The organism is Nocardioides halotolerans DSM 19273 (genome assembly GCF_000422805.1).
Lineage (GTDB): Bacteria > Actinomycetota > Actinomycetes > Propionibacteriales > Nocardioidaceae > Nocardioides > Nocardioides halotolerans.
Genome location: NZ_AUGT01000022.1, coordinates 65366 through 86204, shown reverse-complemented (window position 1 = coordinate 86204; position 20839 = coordinate 65366). Strand labels below are relative to the sequence as shown.

Annotated in this window: 20 protein-coding genes; 7 read left to right on the top strand and 13 right to left on the bottom strand. The window is 71.6% G+C overall.

What is annotated here, in order from left to right:
• Positions 1-12: 12 nt before the first annotated feature.
• Positions 13-966, top strand: coding sequence for a GlxA family transcriptional regulator (locus G514_RS0106555; protein WP_028651107.1), 954 nt, complete (start codon positions 13-15; stop codon positions 964-966).
• An 86-nt stretch (positions 967-1052) separates the two neighbouring features.
• On the opposite strand, the gene G514_RS0106550 is transcribed toward G514_RS0106555, so the two are convergent.
• Positions 1053-1634: a TetR/AcrR family transcriptional regulator gene (locus G514_RS0106550; RefSeq protein WP_028651106.1), complete on the bottom strand. Its 582-nt coding sequence runs from the start codon at positions 1632-1634 to the stop codon at positions 1053-1055.
• 110 nt (positions 1635-1744) lie between these two features.
• Here G514_RS0106550 and G514_RS0106545 point away from each other — a divergent pair, with 110 nt between their 5' ends.
• Positions 1745-2662: an NADP-dependent oxidoreductase gene (locus tag G514_RS0106545; protein ID WP_028651105.1), complete on the top strand. Its 918-nt coding sequence runs from the start codon at positions 1745-1747 to the stop codon at positions 2660-2662.
• A gap of 16 nt (positions 2663-2678) precedes the next feature.
• Here G514_RS0106545 and G514_RS0106540 read toward each other — a convergent pair whose 3' ends face one another.
• From G514_RS0106540 to speB, 4 genes are all read right to left on the bottom strand, one after another.
• Complete coding sequence (locus G514_RS0106540; RefSeq protein WP_028651104.1) at positions 2679-3908, bottom strand: saccharopine dehydrogenase family protein; 1230 nt, start codon at positions 3906-3908, stop codon at positions 2679-2681.
• A gap of 139 nt (positions 3909-4047) precedes the next feature.
• Positions 4048-5481, bottom strand: coding sequence for a gamma-aminobutyraldehyde dehydrogenase (locus G514_RS0106535; protein ID WP_028651103.1), 1434 nt, complete (start codon positions 5479-5481; stop codon positions 4048-4050).
• 61 nt (positions 5482-5542) lie between these two features.
• Positions 5543-7138, bottom strand: coding sequence for an amidohydrolase (locus tag G514_RS0106530; protein WP_169576318.1), 1596 nt, complete (start codon positions 7136-7138; stop codon positions 5543-5545).
• 23 nt (positions 7139-7161) lie between these two features.
• The gene (speB, locus tag G514_RS0106525; protein ID WP_028651101.1) at positions 7162-8166 is read right to left on the bottom strand and encodes an agmatinase; all 1005 of its coding nucleotides are present in this window, start codon (positions 8164-8166) and stop codon (positions 7162-7164) included.
• Between the two features lie 117 nt (positions 8167-8283).
• On the opposite strand from speB, the gene G514_RS0106520 reads away from it, so the two are divergent.
• On the top strand, positions 8284-9666 hold the full coding sequence (locus tag G514_RS0106520; protein WP_028651100.1) for an aspartate aminotransferase family protein: 1383 nt from the start codon (positions 8284-8286) through the stop codon (positions 9664-9666).
• A gap of 16 nt (positions 9667-9682) precedes the next feature.
• On the opposite strand, the gene G514_RS29020 is transcribed toward G514_RS0106520, so the two are convergent.
• From G514_RS29020 to G514_RS30160, 3 genes are read right to left on the bottom strand one after another with little or no spacing between them, the layout of a single operon-like run.
• Complete coding sequence (locus G514_RS29020) at positions 9683-10270, bottom strand: S24/S26 family peptidase (protein WP_051246984.1); 588 nt, start codon at positions 10268-10270, stop codon at positions 9683-9685.
• On the bottom strand, positions 10267-10446 hold the full coding sequence (locus tag G514_RS0106510) for a hypothetical protein (RefSeq protein WP_028651099.1): 180 nt from the start codon (positions 10444-10446) through the stop codon (positions 10267-10269). Before G514_RS0106510 ends, G514_RS29020 begins: the two co-directional genes overlap by 4 nt.
• A complete protein-coding gene (locus G514_RS30160) occupies positions 10443-11036 on the bottom strand; it encodes a hypothetical protein (protein ID WP_028651098.1) in 594 nt (197 codons plus the stop codon). The genes G514_RS0106510 and G514_RS30160 overlap by 4 nt, the downstream gene beginning before the upstream one ends.
• 587 nt (positions 11037-11623) lie before the next feature.
• Here G514_RS30160 and G514_RS0106500 point away from each other — a divergent pair.
• Positions 11624-12295, top strand: a complete 672-nt coding sequence (locus tag G514_RS0106500) for a sensor histidine kinase (protein WP_028651097.1) — start codon at positions 11624-11626, stop codon at positions 12293-12295.
• Positions 12296-12311: 16 nt separating this feature from the next.
• Here the strand turns inward: G514_RS0106500 and G514_RS0106495 are convergent, their stop codons facing one another.
• The 4 genes from G514_RS0106495 to G514_RS0106480 are packed head-to-tail and all read right to left on the bottom strand — an operon-like array spanning position 12312 to position 16299.
• The gene (locus tag G514_RS0106495) at positions 12312-13109 is read right to left on the bottom strand and encodes an ABC transporter permease (RefSeq protein ID WP_028651096.1); all 798 of its coding nucleotides are present in this window, start codon (positions 13107-13109) and stop codon (positions 12312-12314) included.
• On the bottom strand, positions 13109-14014 hold the full coding sequence (locus G514_RS0106490; protein WP_036563850.1) for an ABC transporter permease: 906 nt from the start codon (positions 14012-14014) through the stop codon (positions 13109-13111). The genes G514_RS0106495 and G514_RS0106490 overlap by 1 nt, the downstream gene beginning before the upstream one ends.
• The gene (locus tag G514_RS0106485; RefSeq protein WP_028651094.1) at positions 14007-15191 is read right to left on the bottom strand and encodes an ABC transporter ATP-binding protein; all 1185 of its coding nucleotides are present in this window, start codon (positions 15189-15191) and stop codon (positions 14007-14009) included. The genes G514_RS0106490 and G514_RS0106485 overlap by 8 nt, the downstream gene beginning before the upstream one ends.
• Positions 15175-16299 (bottom strand): ABC transporter substrate-binding protein, encoded by a 1125-nt coding sequence (locus tag G514_RS0106480; RefSeq protein ID WP_245582121.1) that lies wholly within the window; start codon positions 16297-16299, stop codon positions 15175-15177. The genes G514_RS0106485 and G514_RS0106480 overlap by 17 nt, the downstream gene beginning before the upstream one ends.
• 249 nt (positions 16300-16548) lie before the next feature.
• Between G514_RS0106480 and G514_RS0106475 the strand changes: the two genes are divergently transcribed.
• The 3 genes from G514_RS0106475 (at position 16549) to ddaH (ending at position 19256) form a co-directional block, all read left to right on the top strand.
• A complete protein-coding gene (locus G514_RS0106475; protein WP_028651092.1) occupies positions 16549-17022 on the top strand; it encodes an Lrp/AsnC family transcriptional regulator in 474 nt (157 codons plus the stop codon).
• A gap of 118 nt (positions 17023-17140) precedes the next feature.
• Positions 17141-18457: an NAD(P)/FAD-dependent oxidoreductase gene (locus G514_RS0106470; protein ID WP_028651091.1), complete on the top strand. Its 1317-nt coding sequence runs from the start codon at positions 17141-17143 to the stop codon at positions 18455-18457.
• A 34-nt stretch (positions 18458-18491) separates the two neighbouring features.
• A complete protein-coding gene (gene ddaH / locus G514_RS0106465; protein WP_028651090.1) occupies positions 18492-19256 on the top strand; it encodes a dimethylargininase in 765 nt (254 codons plus the stop codon).
• A gap of 6 nt (positions 19257-19262) precedes the next feature.
• Here the strand turns inward: ddaH and G514_RS25255 are convergent, their stop codons facing one another.
• Complete coding sequence (locus G514_RS25255; RefSeq protein ID WP_051246980.1) at positions 19263-20687, bottom strand: M1 family metallopeptidase; 1425 nt, start codon at positions 20685-20687, stop codon at positions 19263-19265.
• Positions 20688-20839: the final 152 nt, after the last annotated feature.

Below are 20839 nucleotides of genomic sequence, written 5' to 3'. Positions count from 1 at the left end.
TAACTTCTTGCCATGCCTTCGCGACGGTCGATCGCCATACCGATCATCGACGGCATGACGCTCTTCGAGATCGGCATGCCACTCGAGGCGCTGGGCTACGACTGGGACCGCAACGCCAGTCCGTTGTACGACGTCGCCCTGTACGGCGACCTCCGCGGCGTGCGCGTCCATGGCGGGCCTCGACTGGTGCCGCACCGACCGCTCACCGCGCTCGCCGAAGCCGACACCGTCGTCGTGCCCGCGATCCGCCCCGAAGAGCCCGTGAACGCGGCACTGGTCCGCGCGCTGCGCCGGGCCGCGGCCGCCAACGTACGCATGGTCTCGCTATGCACCGGCGCCTTCGCGCTGGCCGAGGCGGGCGTCCTCGACGGGCACCGAGCTACGACGCACTGGCGCTGGGCCGACCTGCTGCAGCGCAGCTACCCGGCAGTCGACGTGGATGCTCGCGCGATCTACGTCGACGACGGGGTGCTCACCAGCGCCGGCTCGGCGGCCGGCCTCGACCTCTGCCTCCACCTGATCCGCACCGACCACGGCCAACAGGCCGCGAACACGATCGCGCGCAACCTGGTGATCGCAGCGCACCGCGACGGCGACCAAGCGCAGTACGTCGCCGCGGACCCGCTGACCCAGCAGGCCCACTGGCTCGACGAGCTCCGCGCCTGGCTGCACTCCCACCTGCACGAGGACGTCACCCTCCAGCGGCTCGCCCGGGCGGCAGCGGCGTCACCCCGGACCCTCGCCCGTCGCTTCCAGCGTGACCTCGGGACCACGCCGATGCGTTGGGTGGCGGCCGAACGGATCGCGATCGCCAAGACCCTGCTCGAGACGACCGATCTGTCGCTCGACCGGATCAGCCACGAGGCGGGCTACTACTCGCCTGCGACCTTCCGGGCGAGCTTCACCTCGGAGGTCAGGGTCACCCCTGGGCGCTACCGGCGCCGCTTCGCGAGTCGCACCGCCTGACCGGCCGGAAACTGGTTGGGCGGGCGTGTCCGGCCGTTGGCAAGAACGCACGAATCCAGCCGCGATCCGGTCGCTCCAGGGCCGCATCAGGCCGCGATCACCGGCCACAGCACGGCGACGACGCTGTCGGGGATGTCCTCCCTGGACTCGCCCCGGTAGAACGCGCCGAAGTAGCTGCCGAAGCACATGGTGGCGATGGTGTGCGCATCGATCCCCTCGGACACGGCGCCGCGCTGCTGCAGCTGGGCCAGCACGTCCTCCAAGAGCGTGACGCGCGGCTCGACGGCATGCTGCCGGAGCATCTCGAGCAGCTCGGGGGTGTGGATCACCTCGCCGGCGAAGTTGCCCATGAGGACCATGGCGTCCGGGTTGAAGTACGCCGGGTCCAGGCGGCGGACCGCTTCGGTGAAGGCCTCGCGGGGATCCAGGCTGGCGATGTCGATGTCGTACTGGTCGCGCTGCTTGCGGAAGCCGTAGTCCAGCGCATCGGCGACCAGCTCCAGCTTGGTGTCCCAGCGGCGGTAGAGCGTCGGGCGGCTCACCCCGGCGTCAGCGGCGATGTCGCCCAGGGTCATGCGCGAGTAGCCGTCGCGGACGAGCCGGGCGCGCGTCGCGAGGATGATGGCCTCGTCGAGGGCGGGGTTGCGCGGGCGTCCACCGGCTGTCATGGCGGCATCGTACCCAGTTCCGTTACAGCCTCTTGCCGTAACTGTTCGAGTTTCATAGAGTGCGCGTAACGGAACTCGCCGGCAGCCGGCGCATCGAAGGGAGTCGCAGGATGAAGGCACTCGTGGTCACGGACCCGGCCGCAGGCACGCGAGGCCTGACCCTCGTGGACCGCCCGATGCCGACGGCAGCGATCAACGACGTCGTCGTCGAGGTCCATGCCGCCGGTTGGGTGTCGACCGAGCTCGAGTGGCCGTCGACGTGGGTCGACCGCGCCGGCCGCGACCGGACGCCGTCCATCCCCGGCCACGAGCTGGCGGGCGTCGTCACCGCCCTCGGCTACGGCACGACGGGACTGTCCGTGGGTGAGCGGGTCGTCGGTCTCGCGGACTGGCACCGCGACGGCACGCTCGCGGAGTACGTCGCGGTGGAGGCGCGCAACCTCGCCGTCCTGCCGGACGACGTCGACGCGACCGTCGGCGCCTCCCTGCCGATCTCCGGCCTGACCGCGTGGCAGGGCCTCTTCGACCACGGCCACCTCGAGCCGGGCCAGCGCGTCCTCGCGCACGGGGCGGCCGGCGCGGTCGGGGCGATGGTGACCCAGCTCGCCGCCGACGCCGGCGCCCACGTGATCGGCACCGGCCGGGCGGCGGACCGGGAGACGGTGCTCGAGCTCGGGGCGAAGGAGTTCGTCGACCTCGACGGCGAGGACCTGAGCGAGGTCGGGACGGTCGACCTGGTCTTCGACGTCATCGGCGGCGCCGTCCAAGAGGCGTCCGCGAGGCTGATCACCGGCGGAGGCACGCTGGTCTCGATCGTCGGGCCGGTCGAGGCGCGCCCGGCGGACGGCGACGCGGTTGACTTCGTCGTCGAGGCGGACCGCGGTCAGCTGCGCGAGATCGTGACGCGCGTGCGCGACGGACGACTGCGCACCACCGTCGGCCGCACGGCCACCCTGGACGACGCCGCGGCGACGGTGGGCTCCGGCGAACGAGCCAGGGGGAAGACGATCATCCAGGTCCGCCCCTGACCCGCGGCGACGCCGACTATCCCGAGACCTCCTGCATCCCCCATGGGCTGCCGTAGGCGGTCAGCAGCTCCAGGAAGGGCACCGCGTCGAAGGCCTCCGGCCCGAGCACACCAGCGCCGGACCACGTGCCGGCGGCCAGCAGCTCGAGGGCGACCACGGGGTTGATCGCGGTCTGCCAGACCACGCACTGGTGGCCGTACTCCCGCATCGTCCACTCGTTGTCGACCACGTGGTAGAGGTACGTCGACCGCGCGGCGCCGTCCTTGCCCTTGCCCGTCACCCACAGGCCGGCGCAGGTCTTGCCCTTCATGCGCGGGCCGACGGTGGCGGGGTCGGGCAGCACCGCGGCGACCACGTCGCGGGGGCTGACCTCGACGCCCTTCACGCGCACCTTCTCGGTCCGGTCGAGGCCGAGGGTGTTGAGCACCTTGAGGATGTTGATGAACTCGTCGCCGAGGCCGTACTTGAACGTCGCCCGCTTGCAGTCGACCCAGCGCGGCATGAGGAGCACCTCCTCGTGCTCGACGTTCACGCACTCGACGGGGCCGATGCCCTCGGGGAAGTCGAAGACCTCCGGCTCGCTGAACGGCGCGGTCGTGTGCCACTCGCCCGCCCCCGATCCGTCACCAGCCCAGATCACCGGAGGGTTGAGGCACTCCTCGATCGTGGTCCACATGGAGAACGACGGCGCGAAGATCTCGCTGCCGTCGTCGTCGGTGACGACGAGGTTGGCGCCGTCGCGGGTGCCGAGCTCGTCGATCTCGCTGAAGAGGTGGTCGGCGGCGTAGCGCGCGAACACGTCGGAGAGTCCCGGCTCGACGCCGATCCCGACCAGCGCGAGCCGGCCCGCGGCCTCCCAGTCGCCGGCCACGGCGAACTGCTCGTCGCCGAGCTTGACGCCGGTCTTCTCGTACGGCGCCTCGGGGTGCGGCTTCGAGAGCGACATCGCCATGTCGAGGTAGTCGGCCCCGGCCGCGAACGCGCCGTTGAAGACCGGCATGTTGAAGACCGGGTCGACGGCGTTCATCACGTGCGTGATGCCGTGCTCGCGGCACAGCGCGGTCACGGACTCGGCGTCCGACGCGTCGACCTGCGCCGCGGTGTAGCGCGCATCGGTCGCCGCGGCCTTCTCGGCGCGTGCGAGGTCGTAGTCGGCGACGACGATCGTCTCGAAGAAGTCCCGGCGGGCGGCGATGGCCGTGAAGGCGCCGCCCACTCCCCCGGCGCCGATCAGCAGGATCCTCATTCAGTCCCCGCCTTCGGTTGCGAGGTTTCGAGACGCTTGCTGGGCAAGCTCCTCAACCAGCGGCGCACCGCTGGTTGAGGAAGGCGCGCTAGCGCCTGTCTCGAAACCAGGTGAGACGGCGTACCGGACCCGACCACGCTCACTCACCGATATACGACATCACGTGCTTGATGCGCGTGTAGTCCTCGAGGCCGTACATCGACAGGTCCTTGCCGTAGCCCGAGTGCTTGAAGCCGCCGTGCGGCATCTCGGAGACGAACGGGATGTGGGTGTTGATCCACACCACGCCGAAGTCGAGGCCGCGCGACATCCGCAGCGCCCGGGCGTGGTCCCTGGTCCAGACGCTGGAGGACAGGCCGTACTCGACGCCGTTCGCCCAGCGCAGCGCCTCGGCCTCGTCACTGAACTTCTGCACCGTCATCACCGGGCCGAAGATCTCCGACTGGATCTGCTCGTCGTCCTGCTGCAGCCCGGAGACCACGGTCGGGTCGTAGAAGTAGCCGATCGAGCCGTGCCGGGTGCCGCCGGTCTCGAGGTTGGCGTGGTCGGGCAGCCGGTCCACCATGCCGGAGACCCGGTCGAACTGGTTCTGGTTGTTGAGCGGGCCGTAGTAGGTGTCCTCGCTGTCCGGCGCGCCGGTCGGCATCCCCTTGGCCGCCTCGGCGAGGGCCGCGACGAACTCGTCGTGGACGCCGGCCCCGGCCAGCACGCGGGTCGCGGCGGTGCAGTCCTGGCCGGCGTTGAAGAGGCCGGCCCCGGCGATGCCCTCGGCGGCCTTCTCGATGTCGGCGTCGTCGAAGACGATGCACGGCGCCTTGCCGCCGAGCTCGAGGTGGACCCGCTTGAGGTCCGACGACGCCGCCTCGGCGACCTCCATGCCGGCGCGCACCGAGCCGGTGATCGCCACCATCGCCGGGGTCTTGTGCGAGACCAGCGCGCGGCCGGTGTCGCGGTCGCCGCAGACGACGTTGAGGACGCCCGGCGGCAGGAACTCCTGGCAGATCTCGGCGAGCAGCGTCGAGCTGGCCGGCGTGGTGTCGCTCGGCTTGAGGACGATCGTGTTGCCGCCGGCCAGGGCCGGGGCGATCTTCCAGATCATCATGAGCAGCGGGTAGTTCCACGGCGTGACCTGCCCGACGACCCCGACCGGCTCGCGCCGGATCCACGAGGTGTGGTCGGCCATGTACTCGCCCGCCGACCGGCCCTCGAGCACCCGCGCGGCGCCGGCGAAGAATCGGAAGTGGTCGGAGGCGTAGGGCATCTCCTCCGACATCGTCAGGTGCAGCGGCTTGCCGGTGTCCTTGCACTCGACCTCGTTGATCTCGTCCTTGCGCGCGTCGATCGCCTCGGCGATCTTGAGCATCGCGGTCGCGCGGTCCTGGGGCGTGGAGTCGCGCCAGGACTCGAACGCCGCGGCGGCCGCGGCGTAGGCGCGGTCGACGTCCTCGGCGCCCGACATGGGCGCCGCGGCGTACACCTCGCCGGTCGTGGGGTCGATCACGTCGTAGGTCTGCCCCGACGCCGAGTCGACGAGCTCACCGTTGATGACGTTCTGGAAGCGCAGGTCGGCCATGGCCGGAGCCTAGGCGGCGGACGACGGAATCTGTAGGGGCGGGGGCCGAATCGGTGCGGAATCAGTCGTGCACGGGCTCGCCGTCGATCCAGGTCGACACGACGCGGGCCGCGCCGATCTCCTCGGGAGGTCCCGCGAACGGGTCGCGGTCGAGCACGACCATGTCGGCGACGGCACCCGGCGTCAGCGTCCCGGCGTCGTCGCGGTGGTTGGCCCACGCGCTGCCGGAGGTGTACGCCGCGAACGCGACCTCGAGCGGCAGCGCCTGCCCGGGGAGGAAGGGGTCGGTGCCGGCGCGGCCGGGGTCACCGTACGCCGTGCGGGTCACGGCGGTGTGGATCGCGGCCAGCGGGTCGGGGGTCGAGACCGGCCAGTCGGAGCCGCACACCAGGCGGGCGCCGGAGCGGTGCAGGTCGCCGAAGGGGTACTGCCAGCCCGCCCGCTCCTCGCCGAGGAACGGCAGCGTCAGGTCGGTCATCTGCTCGTCGTGGCAGGCCCACAGCGCCTGCATGTTGGCGGCGACGCCCAGCTCGGCGAACCGCGGCACGTCGTCGGGGTGCACCAGCTGGAGGTGGGCGACGTGGTGCCGGTGCGCCGGGTCGGTGCCGACCATCGCGTCGAGGGTCTCGCGGACCGCGCGGTCGCCGATGGTGTGCACGTGCACCTGGAAGCCGGCGGCGTCGAGCGCGGCCACCGCCTCCTTGATCGCGTGCGCGTCGAGGAACGAGTGCCCGGCGTTGTCGGTCGCGTGCCCGCAGCGGTCGAGGTAGGGCTCGAGCAGCGCGGCCGTGCCGTTCTCCGCCACGCCGTCCTGCATGATCTTCACCGACGTGGCGCGGAAGCGGCCGCCGGTCAGCGCCTCGCGCCGGGCGACGAGGTCGGCGACCTGCTCGACCCCGCGCGTGCGGTCCCACCACAGGGCGCCGACGACGTGGGAGCGGAGCTCGCCGGTCTCCGACGCGGCGACGTACGTCGCACCCGGGTCGTCGATCCCGGAGTAGGAGCCGACGATCGCGTCCTGCCAGCCGGTGACGCCGAGCGAGTGCAGGTAGGACTGCCCCTCGAGCAGCGCGGCACGGTAGTCGTCGGCGCTGGTCACCGGGAGGTGCCGCGAGACCAGGGCCGTGGCGCCCTCGTGCAGCGTGCCGGTCGGGCGGCCGGCGGCGTCGCGCTCGATCCGCCCGTCCGGTGGGTCGGGCATGCAGGCGTCGATGCCGGCGAGCTCGAGCGCGCGGGTGTTGACCCACGCGCCGTGGTGGTCGCGGTTGGGCAGGAACACCGGACGGTCCGGCACGACCGCGTCGAGGTCGGAGGCCAGCGGCGTGCCGCCGGGGAACGCCGGCATCGCCCAGCCGCCGCCGAGGATCCACTCCACGTCGGGGCGGCTGTCGGCGTACGCGCGCACCGCGGCGAGGTACTCCTCCCGCGTCGCGAGCTCGGAGAGGTCGCAGCGCAGCCGCTCGAGCCCGCCCTGGATCGGGTGCACGTGCGCGTCGGTGAACCCGGGCGCGACGAAGGCCGCGTCGACGACCTGGTCGCCGTGCAGGTCGCTCCCGACGGAGACGATCCGCCCGGCCTCGACCAGCACGTCGGCGCGACCGAGGTGGCGGTGGCCGTCGAAGACGGCGCCACCGCGCAGGACGACGGCTCCCCCCACTACTGGCCCCACTACTGGCCCCACTACTGGCGGCCCTCGAGCAGCGGGCCGGCCGGGTCGTGGCTGATGCCGACCTTCGCCGCCGCGAGCCCCGACAGCGCCTCCAGGCAGACCCGGTTGGCGAGGAACGCCGTGATCTCCGCGTGGTCGTAGGGCGGCGAGACCTCGACGACGTCGATGCCGGCGACCGGCAGCTCGCGGCAGATCCGGCGCACGGCGTCGAGCAGGTCGCGGCTCGAGAGGCCACCGGGCTCGGGCGTGCCGGTCCCCGGCGCGTGGCCGGGGTCGCACACGTCGATGTCGACCGAGAGGAACACCGCGTCGCACTCGTCGAGCGCGATCTCGAACGCCTCGTCGAGGCACGCCGTCAGCCCGCGCGACACGATCTCGGTCATCTCGAAGGAGCGCATGTCCTGCTCGGCCATCCAGCCGAGGGTCTCCGGCCCGGGCCAGTAGCCGCGCAGCCCCAGCTGCAGGAACCGGTCGCCGCGCAGCGCACCCGACTCGATCAGCCGGCGCATCGGCTGGCCGTGGCCGTAGAGCGACCCGAACTCGATGTCGCCGGTGTCGGCGTGCGCGTCGAAGTGGATCATCGACACCTTGCCGAAGCCGAGGTGCCGGGCCACGCCGGTCGCGTCCGGCAACGTGATCGAGTGGTCGCCGCCGAGCACCAAGGGGATGCTGCCGGCGCTGGCGACGGCGTAGACCGCCTCCTCGAGCGCCAGCCGCGAGCGTTCCTGCTCCCCCGGCGGCATCTCGACGTCGCCGGCATCGACCACGCGCAGGTCCTGCAGCGCGTCGACCCGCAGCGCGAGGTGCGGCCGCGACCCGTCGTGCGGCAGGTAGTCGGTCTGCCGGATCGCCTGCGGCCCGAAGCGGGTGCCCGGCCGGTGCGAGGTGCCGCCGTCCCACGGTGCCCCGACCACCACGACGTCGGCCGCGGCCAGCGCGCCGGTGTCCTCGAGGTCCACGGGGTCGACGCCCAGGAAGGTGATGTCGGGGCCGAACTGCGCGCCGTACCGAGTCATGGCCTAGGTCTACCATCCCCGGCCCGTTCGTCTGATTCCGTCGCAGATCCAGCCATCAGCGACGAAATCCGTCGTTTCGATGTGGAGTTTCGGCGTACGTCGGAGCATCATGGGCGCATGGCACTCGATCCCGCTCAGCTCCAGCAGGCCGCCAAGGACCACCTCTGGATGCACTTCACCCGCCACGGCTCCTACCAGGACAACGACGTGCCGGTCATCGTGCGCGGCGAGGGCGCCTACATCTGGGACGCCAACGGCAAGAAGTACCTCGACGCGCTGGCGGGCCTCTTCGTGAGCCAGCTCGGCCACGGTCGCGCCGACCTGGCCGAGGCCGCGGCCAAGCAGGCCGAGCAGCTGGCCTTCATGCCGCTGTGGTCCTACGCCCACCCCAACGCCATCGAGCTCGCCGCCCGGGTCGCGGGCTACGCGCCGGGCAACCTCAACCGCGTGTTCTTCACCAGCGGCGGCGGCGAGGCCGTCGAGACCGCGTGGAAGCTCGCCAAGAACTACTTCAAGCTCACCGGCAAGCCGATGAAGCACAAGGTGCTCTCGCGCACCATCGCCTACCACGGCACCACCCAGGGCGCGCTGTCGATCACCGGCCTGCCGGGCCTCAAGCAGCAGTTCGAGCCGCTGGTCCCCTCGACGTTCCGCGTGCCCAACACCAACTACTACCGCGCCGAGGAGCACGGGTCGCCCCCCGGCTTCAGCCTCGAGGAGTTCGGCCGCTGGGCCGCCGACCAGATCGCCGTCCAGATCGAGAACGAGGGCCCCGAGACGGTCGCAGCCGTCTTCCTCGAGCCGGTCCAGAACGCCGGCGGCTGCTTCCCGCCCCCGCCCGGCTACTTCCAGCGGGTCCGCGAGATCTGCGACGAGTATGACGTGCTGCTGGTCTCCGACGAGGTCATCTGCGCCTTCGGCCGGCTCGGGCACATGTTCGGCTGCGAGCGCTACGGCTACGAGCCCGACATGATCACCTGCGCCAAGGGCATCACCTCCGGCTACGCGCCGCTCGGCGCGATGATCGCCAGCGACCGGCTGATGGAGCCGTTCCAGGAGCCCGGCGCGATGTTCGCCCACGGCTACACCTTCGGCGGCCACCCGGTCTCCACCGCGGTCGCGATGGCGAACCTCGACGCCTTCGAGAACGAGCACGTCCTCGACAACGTGAAGGACAACGAGGCGGCGTTCCGCGCCACCCTCGAGCGGCTCAAGGACCTCCCGATCGTCGGTGACGTCCGCGGCGACGGGTTCTTCTACGGCATCGAGCTGGTGAAGGACAAGGCGACCAAGGAGACCTTCACCGCCGAGGAGTGCGAGCGCCTGCTGTTCGGCTTCGTGTCCAAGCAGCTCTACGCCGAGGGCCTCTACTGCCGCGCCGACGACCGTGGCGACCCCGTCGTCCAGCTCTCCCCGCCGCTCAACTGCACCCAGGAGCACTTCGACGAGATGGAGCAGATCCTCCGCGTCGTGCTCGACAAGGCCGGCTCGCTCCTCTAGGCCGGAGCGCGGCCGGTCAGCGCGCCGTGTCGCTCAGCGCAGCCATGGTGCGCACGAGCGGTGCGCTCGCCACGAGCGCGAGCGCGAGGCCGGTCGCGACGGCTCCCACGCGCCGGTCCCGGACCCGCTCGCGCCGGCCACGCCGCTGCGGCCGCAGGGTGAGGCCCACCGCGGTGCCGGCCAGTGCTCCCTCGGCCAGCAGCCACCACCCGTGGGAGGCCTCGTCGAGGACCCGACCGACGTGCGGCACCGACGCGACGACGACGTCGGCCTGCTCCACGGCATAGGTCTGGGGGTCCGGCTCCGGGTTGGCGTCGCCCCTCAGCAGCAGGCCGCGGTCGCGGACCGAGACGACCCGGTGGGTCACCCGCACGCCGTCCTCGCCGACCACGCTGACGACGTCGCCCGCCTCGAGGGCCGAGACCGGACGCTCGACCGCGACACCCAGCGCGCCGCTCCTGATCGAGGGCGACATCGAGCCGGAGTGGAAGACCAGGAGCGTGGCGCCGAAGACCCAGCTGGCCGCGGCGACGACGATGCACAGCGCACCGAGCGAGGCGGCCGCGTTGAGGACGACCTCGCGCGCGAGGCGACGTGGGGTCACGGGCGCGCCTCGGCGGGGGCGGACGGGTGAGGGGTGGGCTCGGACGTGCCGTGCCAGGACGCCATCGTGCCGGTGGGTGCCAGCCCGAGCACGATGCCGAGGGCGAGCACGGCGCGGACGCCGTCCCACAGACGGCCCGAGCGGGCTCGGCTCGCGGCGCGGTGCCGGCAGGTCATGCGAGCTGCTCCACCCGGCGGCGGCGTACGACGCCCAGCCCGAGGAACGCCCACAGCCCACCGACGGTCGCCGTCCCGAGCCGCGAGCGGACCTCGGAGGAGATCGTCGGCCCGGACGCGCTCACGAGGCCCTCCCCGGTGCCGGCAGGGCGCACGTCGACGTCGACGCGCAGCTCCCGCACCGTGGCGGTCTTGCTCAGGGCGTCGACGGTGGCTCCGAGCTCGAGACGGCGCACGTCACCGGGGCGCAGCGCCAGCTCGCGAAGCGGCAGGTCCTCGACCTCCGGCTGGGTCGAGACCACACCCCAGGAGTCGTCAGAGGAGTCCCGCCCGCGGAGGACCAGCGAGACCTGCATGCGGCGTGAGCGGACGCCGTCGTTGCGCACGTACACCACCCCCGGGCCGGTCAGCGCCTCGGTGAGCGACGGGGTCCAGTGCACGCGGTTGGTGCTGAGCACGAACCCGTCGACCTCGCCTCCACCCGGCTGGGCCGGTGCGGGTCGTGACCAGAGCACGACCACGCAGAGCACGCCGAGCAGCGCCACCGCGGCGAGGAGCGCCCGGTCGTGGCGGACGTGGCGCCGCCTCACGCGTCCCGCTCCTGGCTCGGCAGCCGGGCACCGACGCCGCTGGCGACGAGGGCGGCCGCCCCCAGCACGATCGTCCAGACTGGGAGGAGGACGAGCCAGCTCCCGGATCGACGAGGTCGAGGTCCGGGGGGAGCGCTGGCGTTCATGCTGTGGGCGGCCGTTTCTCGTGAGGGAGCCTGGTCAGCTGGCGGGGTGCCGACCGCTATGGAAGCGACTCCGCGAGGCACAGGTCGGCGTTGTTACCGACCCGAAGACCTGCCGTGGGTGAACGCGGGCCCAACGGTCCCCGCACCCCGCCCGTGAGGGTGGGCCCACGTAGCCCAGGAGGGTGACCGATGCGGCCTGGGGTGGGCCTCCTCGGGCTCGGAAAGGGGGTCTGACCAGGCAGGACGGCCAACGGCCCGGATCCGGGGCAACAGTGGGGTAACTGCCGACCCTCGGGGCTCCACCCCCGACGGGTGAGCAGGTGACAGACGTCCTCCGACTCACGCACGCCGGCTGCCCGTGCTGGTAACAGTGCTCTCGTCGTGGCCTCGACCCCGCTTGCCTTGGGCGTCGTCACACAGGACCGAGCGAGGAGGGCCGACATGGAGGTGTGGGCAGAGTGCCGTGAGGACCCGGCGGAGGCGACGTCCTGGGGACCTGCCGGCCCGCGCTGGTCGAGCCACGCGCGGACCGAGGTGGTCGCGGAGGTCCGCGACGAGATGCGGGCGCCGCTGCTCGGGCTGGAGGCGCTGTTCGACGCGCTCGCCGGCCCGCCGATGCCGCAGGAGATGACCGAGCGCATGCACACCCACTCGAGGGTCCTCGCGCGCCGGGTCACGCTGCTGGTCGAGGACCTGGCCGTGGTCACCGCCTCGCACCCGAGCGCTATCCCGATGGTCTTCGAGGACCTCGACCTCGACCAGGAGCTGCGCGACTGCACGGAGTGCTTCCCGCACATCGCCTTCCGGATCGTGGGCGAGAAGGGCCTCCGGGTGCGCGCCGACGCACTGCGGGTCCAGCAGATCTGCGCCAACCTGCTGCGCAGCGTGCAGCGTCGCAGCAGCCTCCCGGTCTCCGTCCACGTGTCGGGCCGGCCCGGCTTCGTGGCGGTGCGCGTCGCGGACGCCGGCCCGCGGGACGGCTACGAGCTGTCGATCGTCAGGACCCTGGTGCAGGCCCACTCCGGCGTGACCGTCCACGACGCGGGTGGCGCATTGACGTTCACGCTCCCCCGCGCCACCTCGGTGTCGCCGTTCCCGGTGCCGACGCCGTGAGCGACGTCGGCGCGCATCACACCAGGGCGCGGGCTCGCCGCCTGGAGTTCAGCTCGCTGCCGACGACGATGACGATCGACACCAGGAACATCAGCGTGCCGACCACGTTGACCTGCATCGGCACACCGCGCTGGGCGACGCCCCAGACGTACATCGGGAACGTCGTGGTCTGACCCGCGTTGAGGTTGGTGACGATGAAGTCGTCGAAGGACAGCGAGAAGCTCAGCAGCGCGGCACCCAGGATGCCCGGGAAGACCAGCGGGAACGTGACCCGCCAGAACGTCTGTCTCGGTGTGGCGTAGAGATCCATCGCCGCCTGCTCGAGCGTGTCGCTCATGCCCGCGAGCCGCGAGCGGACCGTGACGACCACGAAGGACAGGCAGAACATGATGTGGGCGATCAGGATCGTCCAGAAGCCGAGCTGCCCCGCGAAGCCGGCGCCGACGAACAGCGCGAGCAACGAGGAGCCGAGCACGATCTCGGGTGCGGCCATCGGCAGGAAGATCAGCAGGTTCGCCGTCGACCGGCCCTTGAACTCGTGCCGGACGAGCGCGAACGCCGCCAGTGTGCCGAGCACCGTCGCGCCTGCCGTCGAGAGCAGCCCGATCTCGACGCTGCGGCCGAGCGCGGAGCACATGTCGGGGTCCTCGCAGATGTTGGCCCAGTTGTGCAGCGTGAAGCCGTCGAAGCGGTAGATCAGGCGGCTGGCCGGGTCGTTGAAGCTCATCAGCACGACCACGAAGATCGGGATGAACGTGTAGACGAGGACCAGGAGCCCGAGGATCAGGACGAGGTGCTTGCGGAGCCACGCCATCAGAGGAGCTCCTCCGTGCCGGCCCTGCGGACGTAGAAGAGCACCATCGCGACGATGATGATCATCAGGATCATCGAGAGCGCCCCGGCCGCCGGGTAGTTGTTGGCGTCGGTGAACAGGCTCTGGATGACCGACCCGACCATCCGCTGGTTGGGCGAGCCGAGCAGCTGGGCGTTGATGTAGTCACCGGCAGCGGGGATGAAGGTCAGCAGCGTGCCGGACACCACGCCGGGCAGCGAGAGCGGCCAGGTCACCTTGAAGAACCCGGTGATCGGGTTGGCGTAGAGGTCGCCGGCGGCCTCGATCAGCCGGTGGTCGATCTTGTCGATGCTCGCGAAGAGCGGCAGCACCATGAACGGCAGGAAGTTGTAGGTCAGCCCCGCGACGACGGCGACCGGCGTGGCCAGCAGCCGCCCGTCGGAGCCGAGGACGTGCACCGCCTGCAGCGTGTTCACCACGAACCCGTCGTCGGCCAGGATCAGCTTCCACGACAGCGTGCGCACCAGGAAGCTCGTGAAGAACGGCGCGATGACCAGCACCAGCATGAGGTTCTTCCAGCGGCCGGCCTTGAAGGCGATCGCGTAGGCGAGCACGTAGCCGAGGAGGAGGCAGAACGCCGTGGCGAGGGCGCCGTACCAGAGCGAGCGGAGCAGCGGCCCGCGGTAGTCCTGGAACACGTGCCAGTAGTTGGCGACGTGGTAGGTCATGTCGTAGCCGCGGGAGTCGGAGCCGCTCGGGTCGAACAGGCTGGTCGCGACCAGCGAGTAGAACGGGACGACGAAGAAGATCCCGAGCCACACCGCCGCCGGGAGCAGCAGCAGGTAGCCGGTCCGGCCGCGCTTGCGCCCCGAGACCGTGGACGTGTCGACGTCGGCCAGCGGCGCGGCGCCCGCGGCGCTAGCCATCCGCGTCCATCCGCTGGGCGCCGGCCGAGGCGTCCTGGGCGGCGTCGAGGAGGAAGGCGTACTCGGGGCGCCACGAGAGCTCGACCTCGTCGCCCGTGGCGAAGAGCCGGTGCCGGCCGGTGTTCTGGGAGAACACCTGCAGCTCCTGGCCCCACGGCATCCGGACGAGGTACTGGGTGCTGACCCCGACGAAGCTCACGTCGCTGACGACGCCGCCGGGGATCGTGTTGCCCGGCGCGTCGAGCTCCTCCCCCACCTCGCCGATCAGCACCTTCTCGGGCCGGATGCCGATCCAGCCCTGGTCGCCGTCGGTGTGCGCCCGGCTGGCCGGGACGGAGACGTCGACGCCGTGCATGTCGACCGTCACGACGTCGGCCGCGCGGCTCTTCACCGTGCCCTCGATGAGGTTGGACTGCCCGAGGAAGTTGGCGACGAACGTCGAGCGGGGGTTCTCGTAGAGCTCGGCCGGGGCGCCCATCTGCTCGATCACCCCGGCGTTCATGACCGCGACCGTGTCGGCCATCGTCATGGCCTCCTCCTGGTCGTGGGTGACGTGGATGAACGTGCGGCCGACCTCGGTCTGGATCCGCTTGATCTCGATCTGCATCGACCGGCGCAGCTTGAGGTCGAGGGCGCCGAGCGGCTCGTCGAGCAGCAGCACCTCGGGGCTGTTGATCAGCGCTCGGGCGAGCGCGACGCGCTGCTGCTGCCCGCCCGAGAGCTGGGTCGGCTTCTTGCGGGCCTGGCTGCTCAGCTCGACCAACTCGAGCATGTCGCGCACCTGGGCGTCCACGTCCTTCTGCTTGCGGCGGCGCAGGCCGAACGCGACGTTCTCGTAGATGTCGAGGTGCGGGAACAGCGCGTAGTTCTGGAAGACGGTGTTGACGGGGCGCTGGTAGGGCTTGGCGTAGGTGATGTCCTTGCCGGCCAGCGTGATCGTGCCCGAGCTGGGCGTCTCCAGCCCGGCCGCCATGCGCAGCGTCGTGGTCTTGCCGCAGCCGGAGGGCCCCAGCAGCGCGAAGAACGACCCGCGCGGCACGTCGAGGTCGAGCTCGCGCACCGCGTGGAAGGCGCCGAAGTGCTTGGTGAGCCGGCGCAGCGCGAGCCCGTCGTACGACGCGGGGTCGGCGAGCTCGTCCGGATCCCTGGAGGCCGGGGCCTCAGCCACCTGTGACATCGGCGAACTCTCCTTCGTACTGGGTGATCTGGGTCTCGTCGAGCGCCATGAACGACATCGTCTTCGCGAGCATCTCGTCGTCGGGGAAGATCAGCGGGTTGTCGACGAGGTCGGGGTCGATTTTCTCCATCTCCTCGCGGGCGCCCTTGACCGGACAGATGTAGTTGACCCACGCCGCGAGCTTCGCGGCGACGTCGGGCTGGTAGTAGTAGTTCATCCAGAGCTCGGCGTTGGCCTGGTGCTGGGCGAGGTTGGGGACCAACATGTTGTCGCTCCAGAGCATCACGCCTTCCTCAGGGGCGACGAACTTGATGGCGGGGTTGTCGACCTGGGCCTGGATGACGTCGCCCGACCACGCCTCGCAGGCCACGATGTTGCCGGCCGCCAGGTCCTGGATGTACTCGTTGCCGGTGAAGGCTCGGACCTGGCCCGCGCTCACCACCGACTGAAGCTTGTCGAGGGCGTTGTGCCAGTCGTCGTCGTCGAAGTCGTCGGGCGCCGCGCCGACCACCTTGAGCAGGAAGCCCATGGTGTCGCGCATCTCGGTGAGCAGCGAGATGCGGCCCTTGAGGTCCTCGCGGGTGAGCAGCTCCTCGAAGGTGCGCACCTCGTCGACCTCGTCGGCGTTGTAGGCCATCCCGGTCAGCCCGCTCTGCCAGGGCACGTGGTGGCTGAACTCGGGGTCCCAGGCGAGGCCGCGCAGCGGGTCGATGACGTTGGCGGTGACGTTGGGGATCTTGGAGACGTCGAGGGTCTGGATCCACCCGAGGTCGATCATCCGGGCGGCCATCCAGTCGGTCAGCATCATCATGTCGCGCTTCACCGGTTGGCAGGACCCGAGCTGGTTCTTCACCTTCGCGTAGAACTCGGAGTTGTCGTTGATGTCCGCGGTGTAGTCGACCGTGACGCCGGTGGTCTGCTCGAAGACCGTCGCCGTGGACGTGTTCTTGCGGCGCGGGTCGATGTAGGCCGGCCAGTTGGACACGATCAGCCGCTTGTCGGTGGCGGAGATGTCCGTGCCCACGCACTCCGCGGCGTCGACCTGCGCGCCCTCCACCCCGAAGAAAGGCAGCTTGAGCGCCGCCGCGCTGAGCCCGACGAACGCCACGGCACCGCCGCCGCGGATGACTCCGCGCCGCGTCAGCCCCCGGCCTCCCCGCGGGGCGGGTCCGAGCCGATCCGGCCCCGACGTCACCTGCGCGCCTTCAGCGAGATCCCCCACATTCTGCGGATCGTTGCACGTGAGCGCACCGCCAACAAGGGATCACGCGCCTTTCTGGGCTCCCGGCAACGAAATCGCTCGCCGAGACCCGTGATGAGGAGCCGTTCGCGCGGTGGGCGCGGTACGTTGCGGACCATGAGGGGTAAGCGCACCAGGGAGCGCCAGGTCCTCGACGACGTCTCCAAGGCGATCATCAGCCAGCTCCAGCAGGACGGACGCCGCTCCTACGCCGCGATCGGCAAGGTGGTCGGCCTGTCCGAGGCCGCCGTCCGGCAGCGCGTGCAGCGGCTCACCGACAGCGGCGTCATGCAGGTGGTCGCCGTGACCGACCCGATGGAGCTCGGCTTCGCGCGCCAGGCGATGGTCGGCGTGCGCGTGACCGGCGCGATCGAGCCCGTGGCCGACGCGATCGCCGCGCTCGACGAGGTCGACTACGTGGTCGTGACCGCGGGCTCCTACGACGTGCTGGCCGAGGTCGTCGCCGAGACCGACGAGCACCTGCTCGAGATCATCAGCGACCGCATCCGCGCGATCCCGGGCGTGCTCAACACCGAGACCTTCATGTACCTCCACCTGCGCAAGCAGACCTACTCGTGGGGAGTCCGCTGATCGGGCCATGCGAGGAACGAGCATCGGGCCGATCGATGGTGGTTGAGCAGGCCGTTCGAGCGAGCTTGCGAGGTCGGAACCGGCCGTGTCGAAACCTCCGCAGCGAAGGCTGGGACTGGTGACCTACCGGCACCTCTCGCTCTGGCACGAGACGACACCGACCGACTGGACGCCGCGGGCCTCCCTCGACGGTGACGCCGACGCCGACGTGGCGATCGTCGGTGCGGGCTACACCGGCCTCTGGACGGCGTACTACCTCGCGGAGGCCGACCCGTCGCTGCGGATCGTCGTGGTCGAGGCCGAGGTGGCGGGCTTCGGCGCATCGGGGCGCAACGGCGGCTGGTGCTCGGCGCTCTTCCCCACCGCGCTGGGCGAGGGGCAGGACGCCGCGATGCGCGCCTCGGTCGACGAGGTGCAACGGGTCTCGGCGGCCGAGGGCATCGACTGCCACTTCGTCAAGGGCGGGACGATCGTGCTGGCCCGCAGCCGGGCCCAGCTCGCGCGGGCGCGCGCAGAGTACGGCGACGCGGTGCTGTCGCCTGAGCAGGCCGCGCAGCACCTCCGGGCCACCCGGACCCTCGGCGCGACGTACACCCCCGACTGCGCGGCGATCCACCCCGGCCGGCTGGTGCGCGGCCTGGCCGAGGTCGTCGTCCGGCGCGGCGTCGTCCTCCACGAGCGCACGCCGGCGCTCTCGATCACCCCCGGCCTGGTGCGCACGCCGCGCGGGTCGGTGCGGGCGCCGTACGTCGTGCGCGCGACGGAGGGGTTCACCCCGCGGCTGCCCGGGCTGGCGCGGGCCGTGGTGCCTGTCTACTCCCTGATCGTCGCGACCGAGCCGCTGTCCCCCGGGGTCTGGGACGAGATCGGCCTGGCGCGGCGCGAGACGTTCTCCGACCACCGCCATCTGATCGTCTACGGCCAGCGGACCGCCGACGACCGGCTCGTCTTCGGCGGGCGCGGGGCGCCGTACCACCTGCGCTCGAGGGTCTCCCCCGCCTTCGACCACGAGCCCCGCGTCTTCGCCGGGCTGCACGCCACGCTGCTCGACCTGTTCCCGGTGCTCCAAAGGACGCGCTTCACCCACGCGTGGGGCGGCCCGCTCGGCATCCCGCGCGACTGGTGTGCCTCGGTCGGGCTCGACCGCGGAACCGGGCTGGCGTGGGCCGGCGGCTACGTCGGCGACGGCGTCTCGACCACCAACCTGGCCGGCCGGACGCTGCGCGACCTCATCCTCGACCGGCGCACCGACCTGACCGCGCTGCCGTGGGTCGGCCACCGGTCGCCCCGCTGGGAGCCCGAGCCGCTGCGGTGGCTGGGCATCAACGCCGGGCTGCGGGCCATGACGCTGGCCGACGCCGAGGAGCGGCTGACCGGACGACCGTCGCTGGTCGGCCGGGTGATGGCACCGCTCGTCGGGGGCCACTCGGCCTGATGCTGGCTGCCCAGGGCCGGTGCATGATGACCGGATGCAGAAGCGCGCCCTCGTCCGCCGCCCGGGTCCCCGCCTCGACGAAGGCCTGCTGACCCACCTCGACCGGGTGTTGGTCGACCTCGACAAGGCCAGGAGGCAGTGGCTCGGGTACGTCGCGGCCCTCCAGGCCGAGGGCTGGGAGATCTACGAGGTCGACCCGGCCGACGACTGCCCGGACGCGGTCTTCGTCGAGGACACCGCCGTCGTCTACGGCGACCTGGCCGTCATCACCCGCCCCGGAGCGGAGCAACGCAGGCCCGAGACCCGGGCGACCGAGGCGGCGCTCGCCGACCTCGGCTACCGGATCGCCCGCATCGAGGAGCCCGGCACCCTCGACGGCGGCGACGTGCTCAAGCACGGCGGCACGGTGTGGGTCGGCCTCGGCGGGCGCACCAACGAGTCCGGGCTCGACCAGCTGCGCGCCCTGCTCGAGCCGCTCGGCGCGACCGTCGTCGGCGTGCCCGTCACGAAGGTGCTGCACCTCAAGTCGGCCGTGACGGCGCTGCCTGACGGCACCGTGGTCGGGCACGACCCGCTCGTCGACGACCCGTCCGTGTTCCCGTCGTACCTCTCGGTGCCGGAGGAGCCCGGCGCGCACGTCGTCCTGCTCGACGGCGCGACCGTGCTGATGGCGACCTCTGCGCCGCGCACCCGCGAGCTGTTCGAGTCGCGGGGGCTGCGCGTGGTCGCGGTCGACATCTCGGAGCACGAGAAGCTCGAGGGCTGCGTCACCTGCCTCTCGATCCGGCTGCGGGGCTGAGCTGCGTCAGACCAGGCCGTTGGCGGCCGTCCTGGCCGGCTTCACCTGGGCGTGCAGCCACGCGTCGAAGAACGCCGTGAGGTCCTGCCCGCTGGTCGCGGCCGCGAGCGCCTCGAACTCCTGCACCGACCCGTTGCGGTAGGCGCGCTGCGCGACCCACGTGCGCAGGAGCGTCCAGAACGCCGTCTCGCCGATCCGGTGCCGGAGGGCCTGCAGCGCCATCTGGCCGCGCGCGTAGACGGCGCCGTCGAACAGGCGTGCCGGCCCGGGGTCGTCGACGGAGAGCTCCCAGAGGCTGCTGCTGTCCGGCACGGAGTCGTAGGTCTGGAGCAGCCAGTCCTGCTGCGGCTGCCCGCCGCGGAGCTCGACGCCGAAGCCCGCCATGAAGCTCGCGAACCCCTCGTTGAGCCACACGTCGCGCCACCCGGCGACCGACACCGAGTCACCGAACCACTGGTGGGCCAGCTCGTGCGTGAGCAGGCCGGGCTGCAGCCCGGAGGCATAGGGGTAGGTGGGGCGGGTCTGGTTCTCGAGCGCGAACCCCACGGTCAGGCCGGTCGCCAGGCCCCCCATCGAGGAGAACGGGTAGGGGCCGAGCACGCTCGACAGCTCGGAGACGATCGTGCAGGTCTGGCGTCCCCAGTACGCCGCGGCCCTGCGGGCCGGCTGGCCCGGGGTCGAGGTGGTGTTCCTGCTGACCGCGAAGACGTTGGGGACGCCGTTGCACGAGGATCGGTGGATCGCGAACGAGCCGGCGGCGAAGAACGCCAGGTAGGGAGCCATCGGCTCGACGGCACGCCAGTGCGTCGTCGTCCGGCCGCGGTGCGTCTTCTTCGAGACCCGGACGCCGTTCGAGACCACGTCCTTGGAGCGCGGCACGGTGACCCGGATGTCGAACGAGGCCTTGTCGCGCGGGTGGTCGTTGGCCGGGAACCACCAGGGGGCCATGTGCGGCTCGTTCATGGTGACGACCTCGTCGGGGCTCGCCAGCCAGCTGCGCTCGCCGCGGTAGGACTCGGAGGCCGGCGTGCCGGCGTACGCCACCGTGACGACGAACTCGGCACCGGCGGGGATCGGTCTGGCGGGGGTGATCCGCAGCTCGTGGCCCTGGTGGCGGACCTGCGCGCGGCGGCGGTCGACGCGCACCGAGCGGACCGGGAGGAGGAAGTCGAGGTTGAAGCGCGAGAGGTCCTGGGTTGCCCGGACGCGGAGCCGGGTACGGCCGCTCAGCCGGCCTGAGGCGAAGGCGTAGGCGTCGCGGACGTCGTAGTGCAGGACGTCGATGCCGCCGTTCCCGTCGAGCGGGAAGTAGGGGTCGCCGATGCCGGCCGCTCCGGGGGTGGGCGCCCGCAGGGCCTCCGCCGGCGCGCCGCCCAGCCCGGGGGAGGCCACGACCAGGAGGGCCGCGAGAGCACGGGCGGGGGCGATCACCCGGGCAACCTACCTGCGCCGGTCTTATTCGGTTGCCTCCGGCCGCGCGGGGCCGTCACCATGAGGGCGACGCCCGGGACCGGCCCGGTGCTCCACGAGAGGAGGGCGACGTGACCACGACTGTCGTCGGCCTGCCCGCAGACCGTTCCTCT

What these genes read in the sequence shown, in the direction of transcription:
- G514_RS0106475 (WP_028651092.1), top strand. Translation starts at nt 16,549, where the DNA reads ATGAGGGGTAAGCGCACCAGGGAGCGCCAGGTCCTCGACGACGTCTCC.
- G514_RS0106555 (WP_028651107.1), top strand. Translation starts at nt 13, where the DNA reads ATGCCTTCGCGACGGTCGATCGCCATACCGATCATCGACGGCATGACG.
- G514_RS0106500 (WP_028651097.1), top strand. Translation starts at nt 11,624, where the DNA reads ATGGAGGTGTGGGCAGAGTGCCGTGAGGACCCGGCGGAGGCGACGTCC.
- G514_RS0106490 (WP_036563850.1), bottom strand. Translation starts at nt 14,014, where the DNA reads ATGGCTAGCGCCGCGGGCGCCGCGCCGCTGGCCGACGTCGACACGTCC.
- G514_RS0106535 (WP_028651103.1), bottom strand. Translation starts at nt 5,481, where the DNA reads ATGGCCGACCTGCGCTTCCAGAACGTCATCAACGGTGAGCTCGTCGAC.
- speB (WP_028651101.1), bottom strand. Translation starts at nt 8,166, where the DNA reads ATGACTCGGTACGGCGCGCAGTTCGGCCCCGACATCACCTTCCTGGGC.
- G514_RS0106495 (WP_028651096.1), bottom strand. Translation starts at nt 13,109, where the DNA reads ATGGCGTGGCTCCGCAAGCACCTCGTCCTGATCCTCGGGCTCCTGGTC.
- G514_RS0106485 (WP_028651094.1), bottom strand. Translation starts at nt 15,191, where the DNA reads ATGTCACAGGTGGCTGAGGCCCCGGCCTCCAGGGATCCGGACGAGCTC.
- G514_RS0106545 (WP_028651105.1), top strand. Translation starts at nt 1,745, where the DNA reads ATGAAGGCACTCGTGGTCACGGACCCGGCCGCAGGCACGCGAGGCCTG.
- G514_RS0106550 (WP_028651106.1), bottom strand. Translation starts at nt 1,634, where the DNA reads ATGACAGCCGGTGGACGCCCGCGCAACCCCGCCCTCGACGAGGCCATC.
- G514_RS0106510 (WP_028651099.1), bottom strand. Translation starts at nt 10,446, where the DNA reads ATGACCTGCCGGCACCGCGCCGCGAGCCGAGCCCGCTCGGGCCGTCTG.
- G514_RS0106540 (WP_028651104.1), bottom strand. Translation starts at nt 3,908, where the DNA reads ATGAGGATCCTGCTGATCGGCGCCGGGGGAGTGGGCGGCGCCTTCACG.
- ddaH (WP_028651090.1), top strand. Translation starts at nt 18,492, where the DNA reads ATGCAGAAGCGCGCCCTCGTCCGCCGCCCGGGTCCCCGCCTCGACGAA.
- G514_RS0106520 (WP_028651100.1), top strand. Translation starts at nt 8,284, where the DNA reads ATGGCACTCGATCCCGCTCAGCTCCAGCAGGCCGCCAAGGACCACCTC.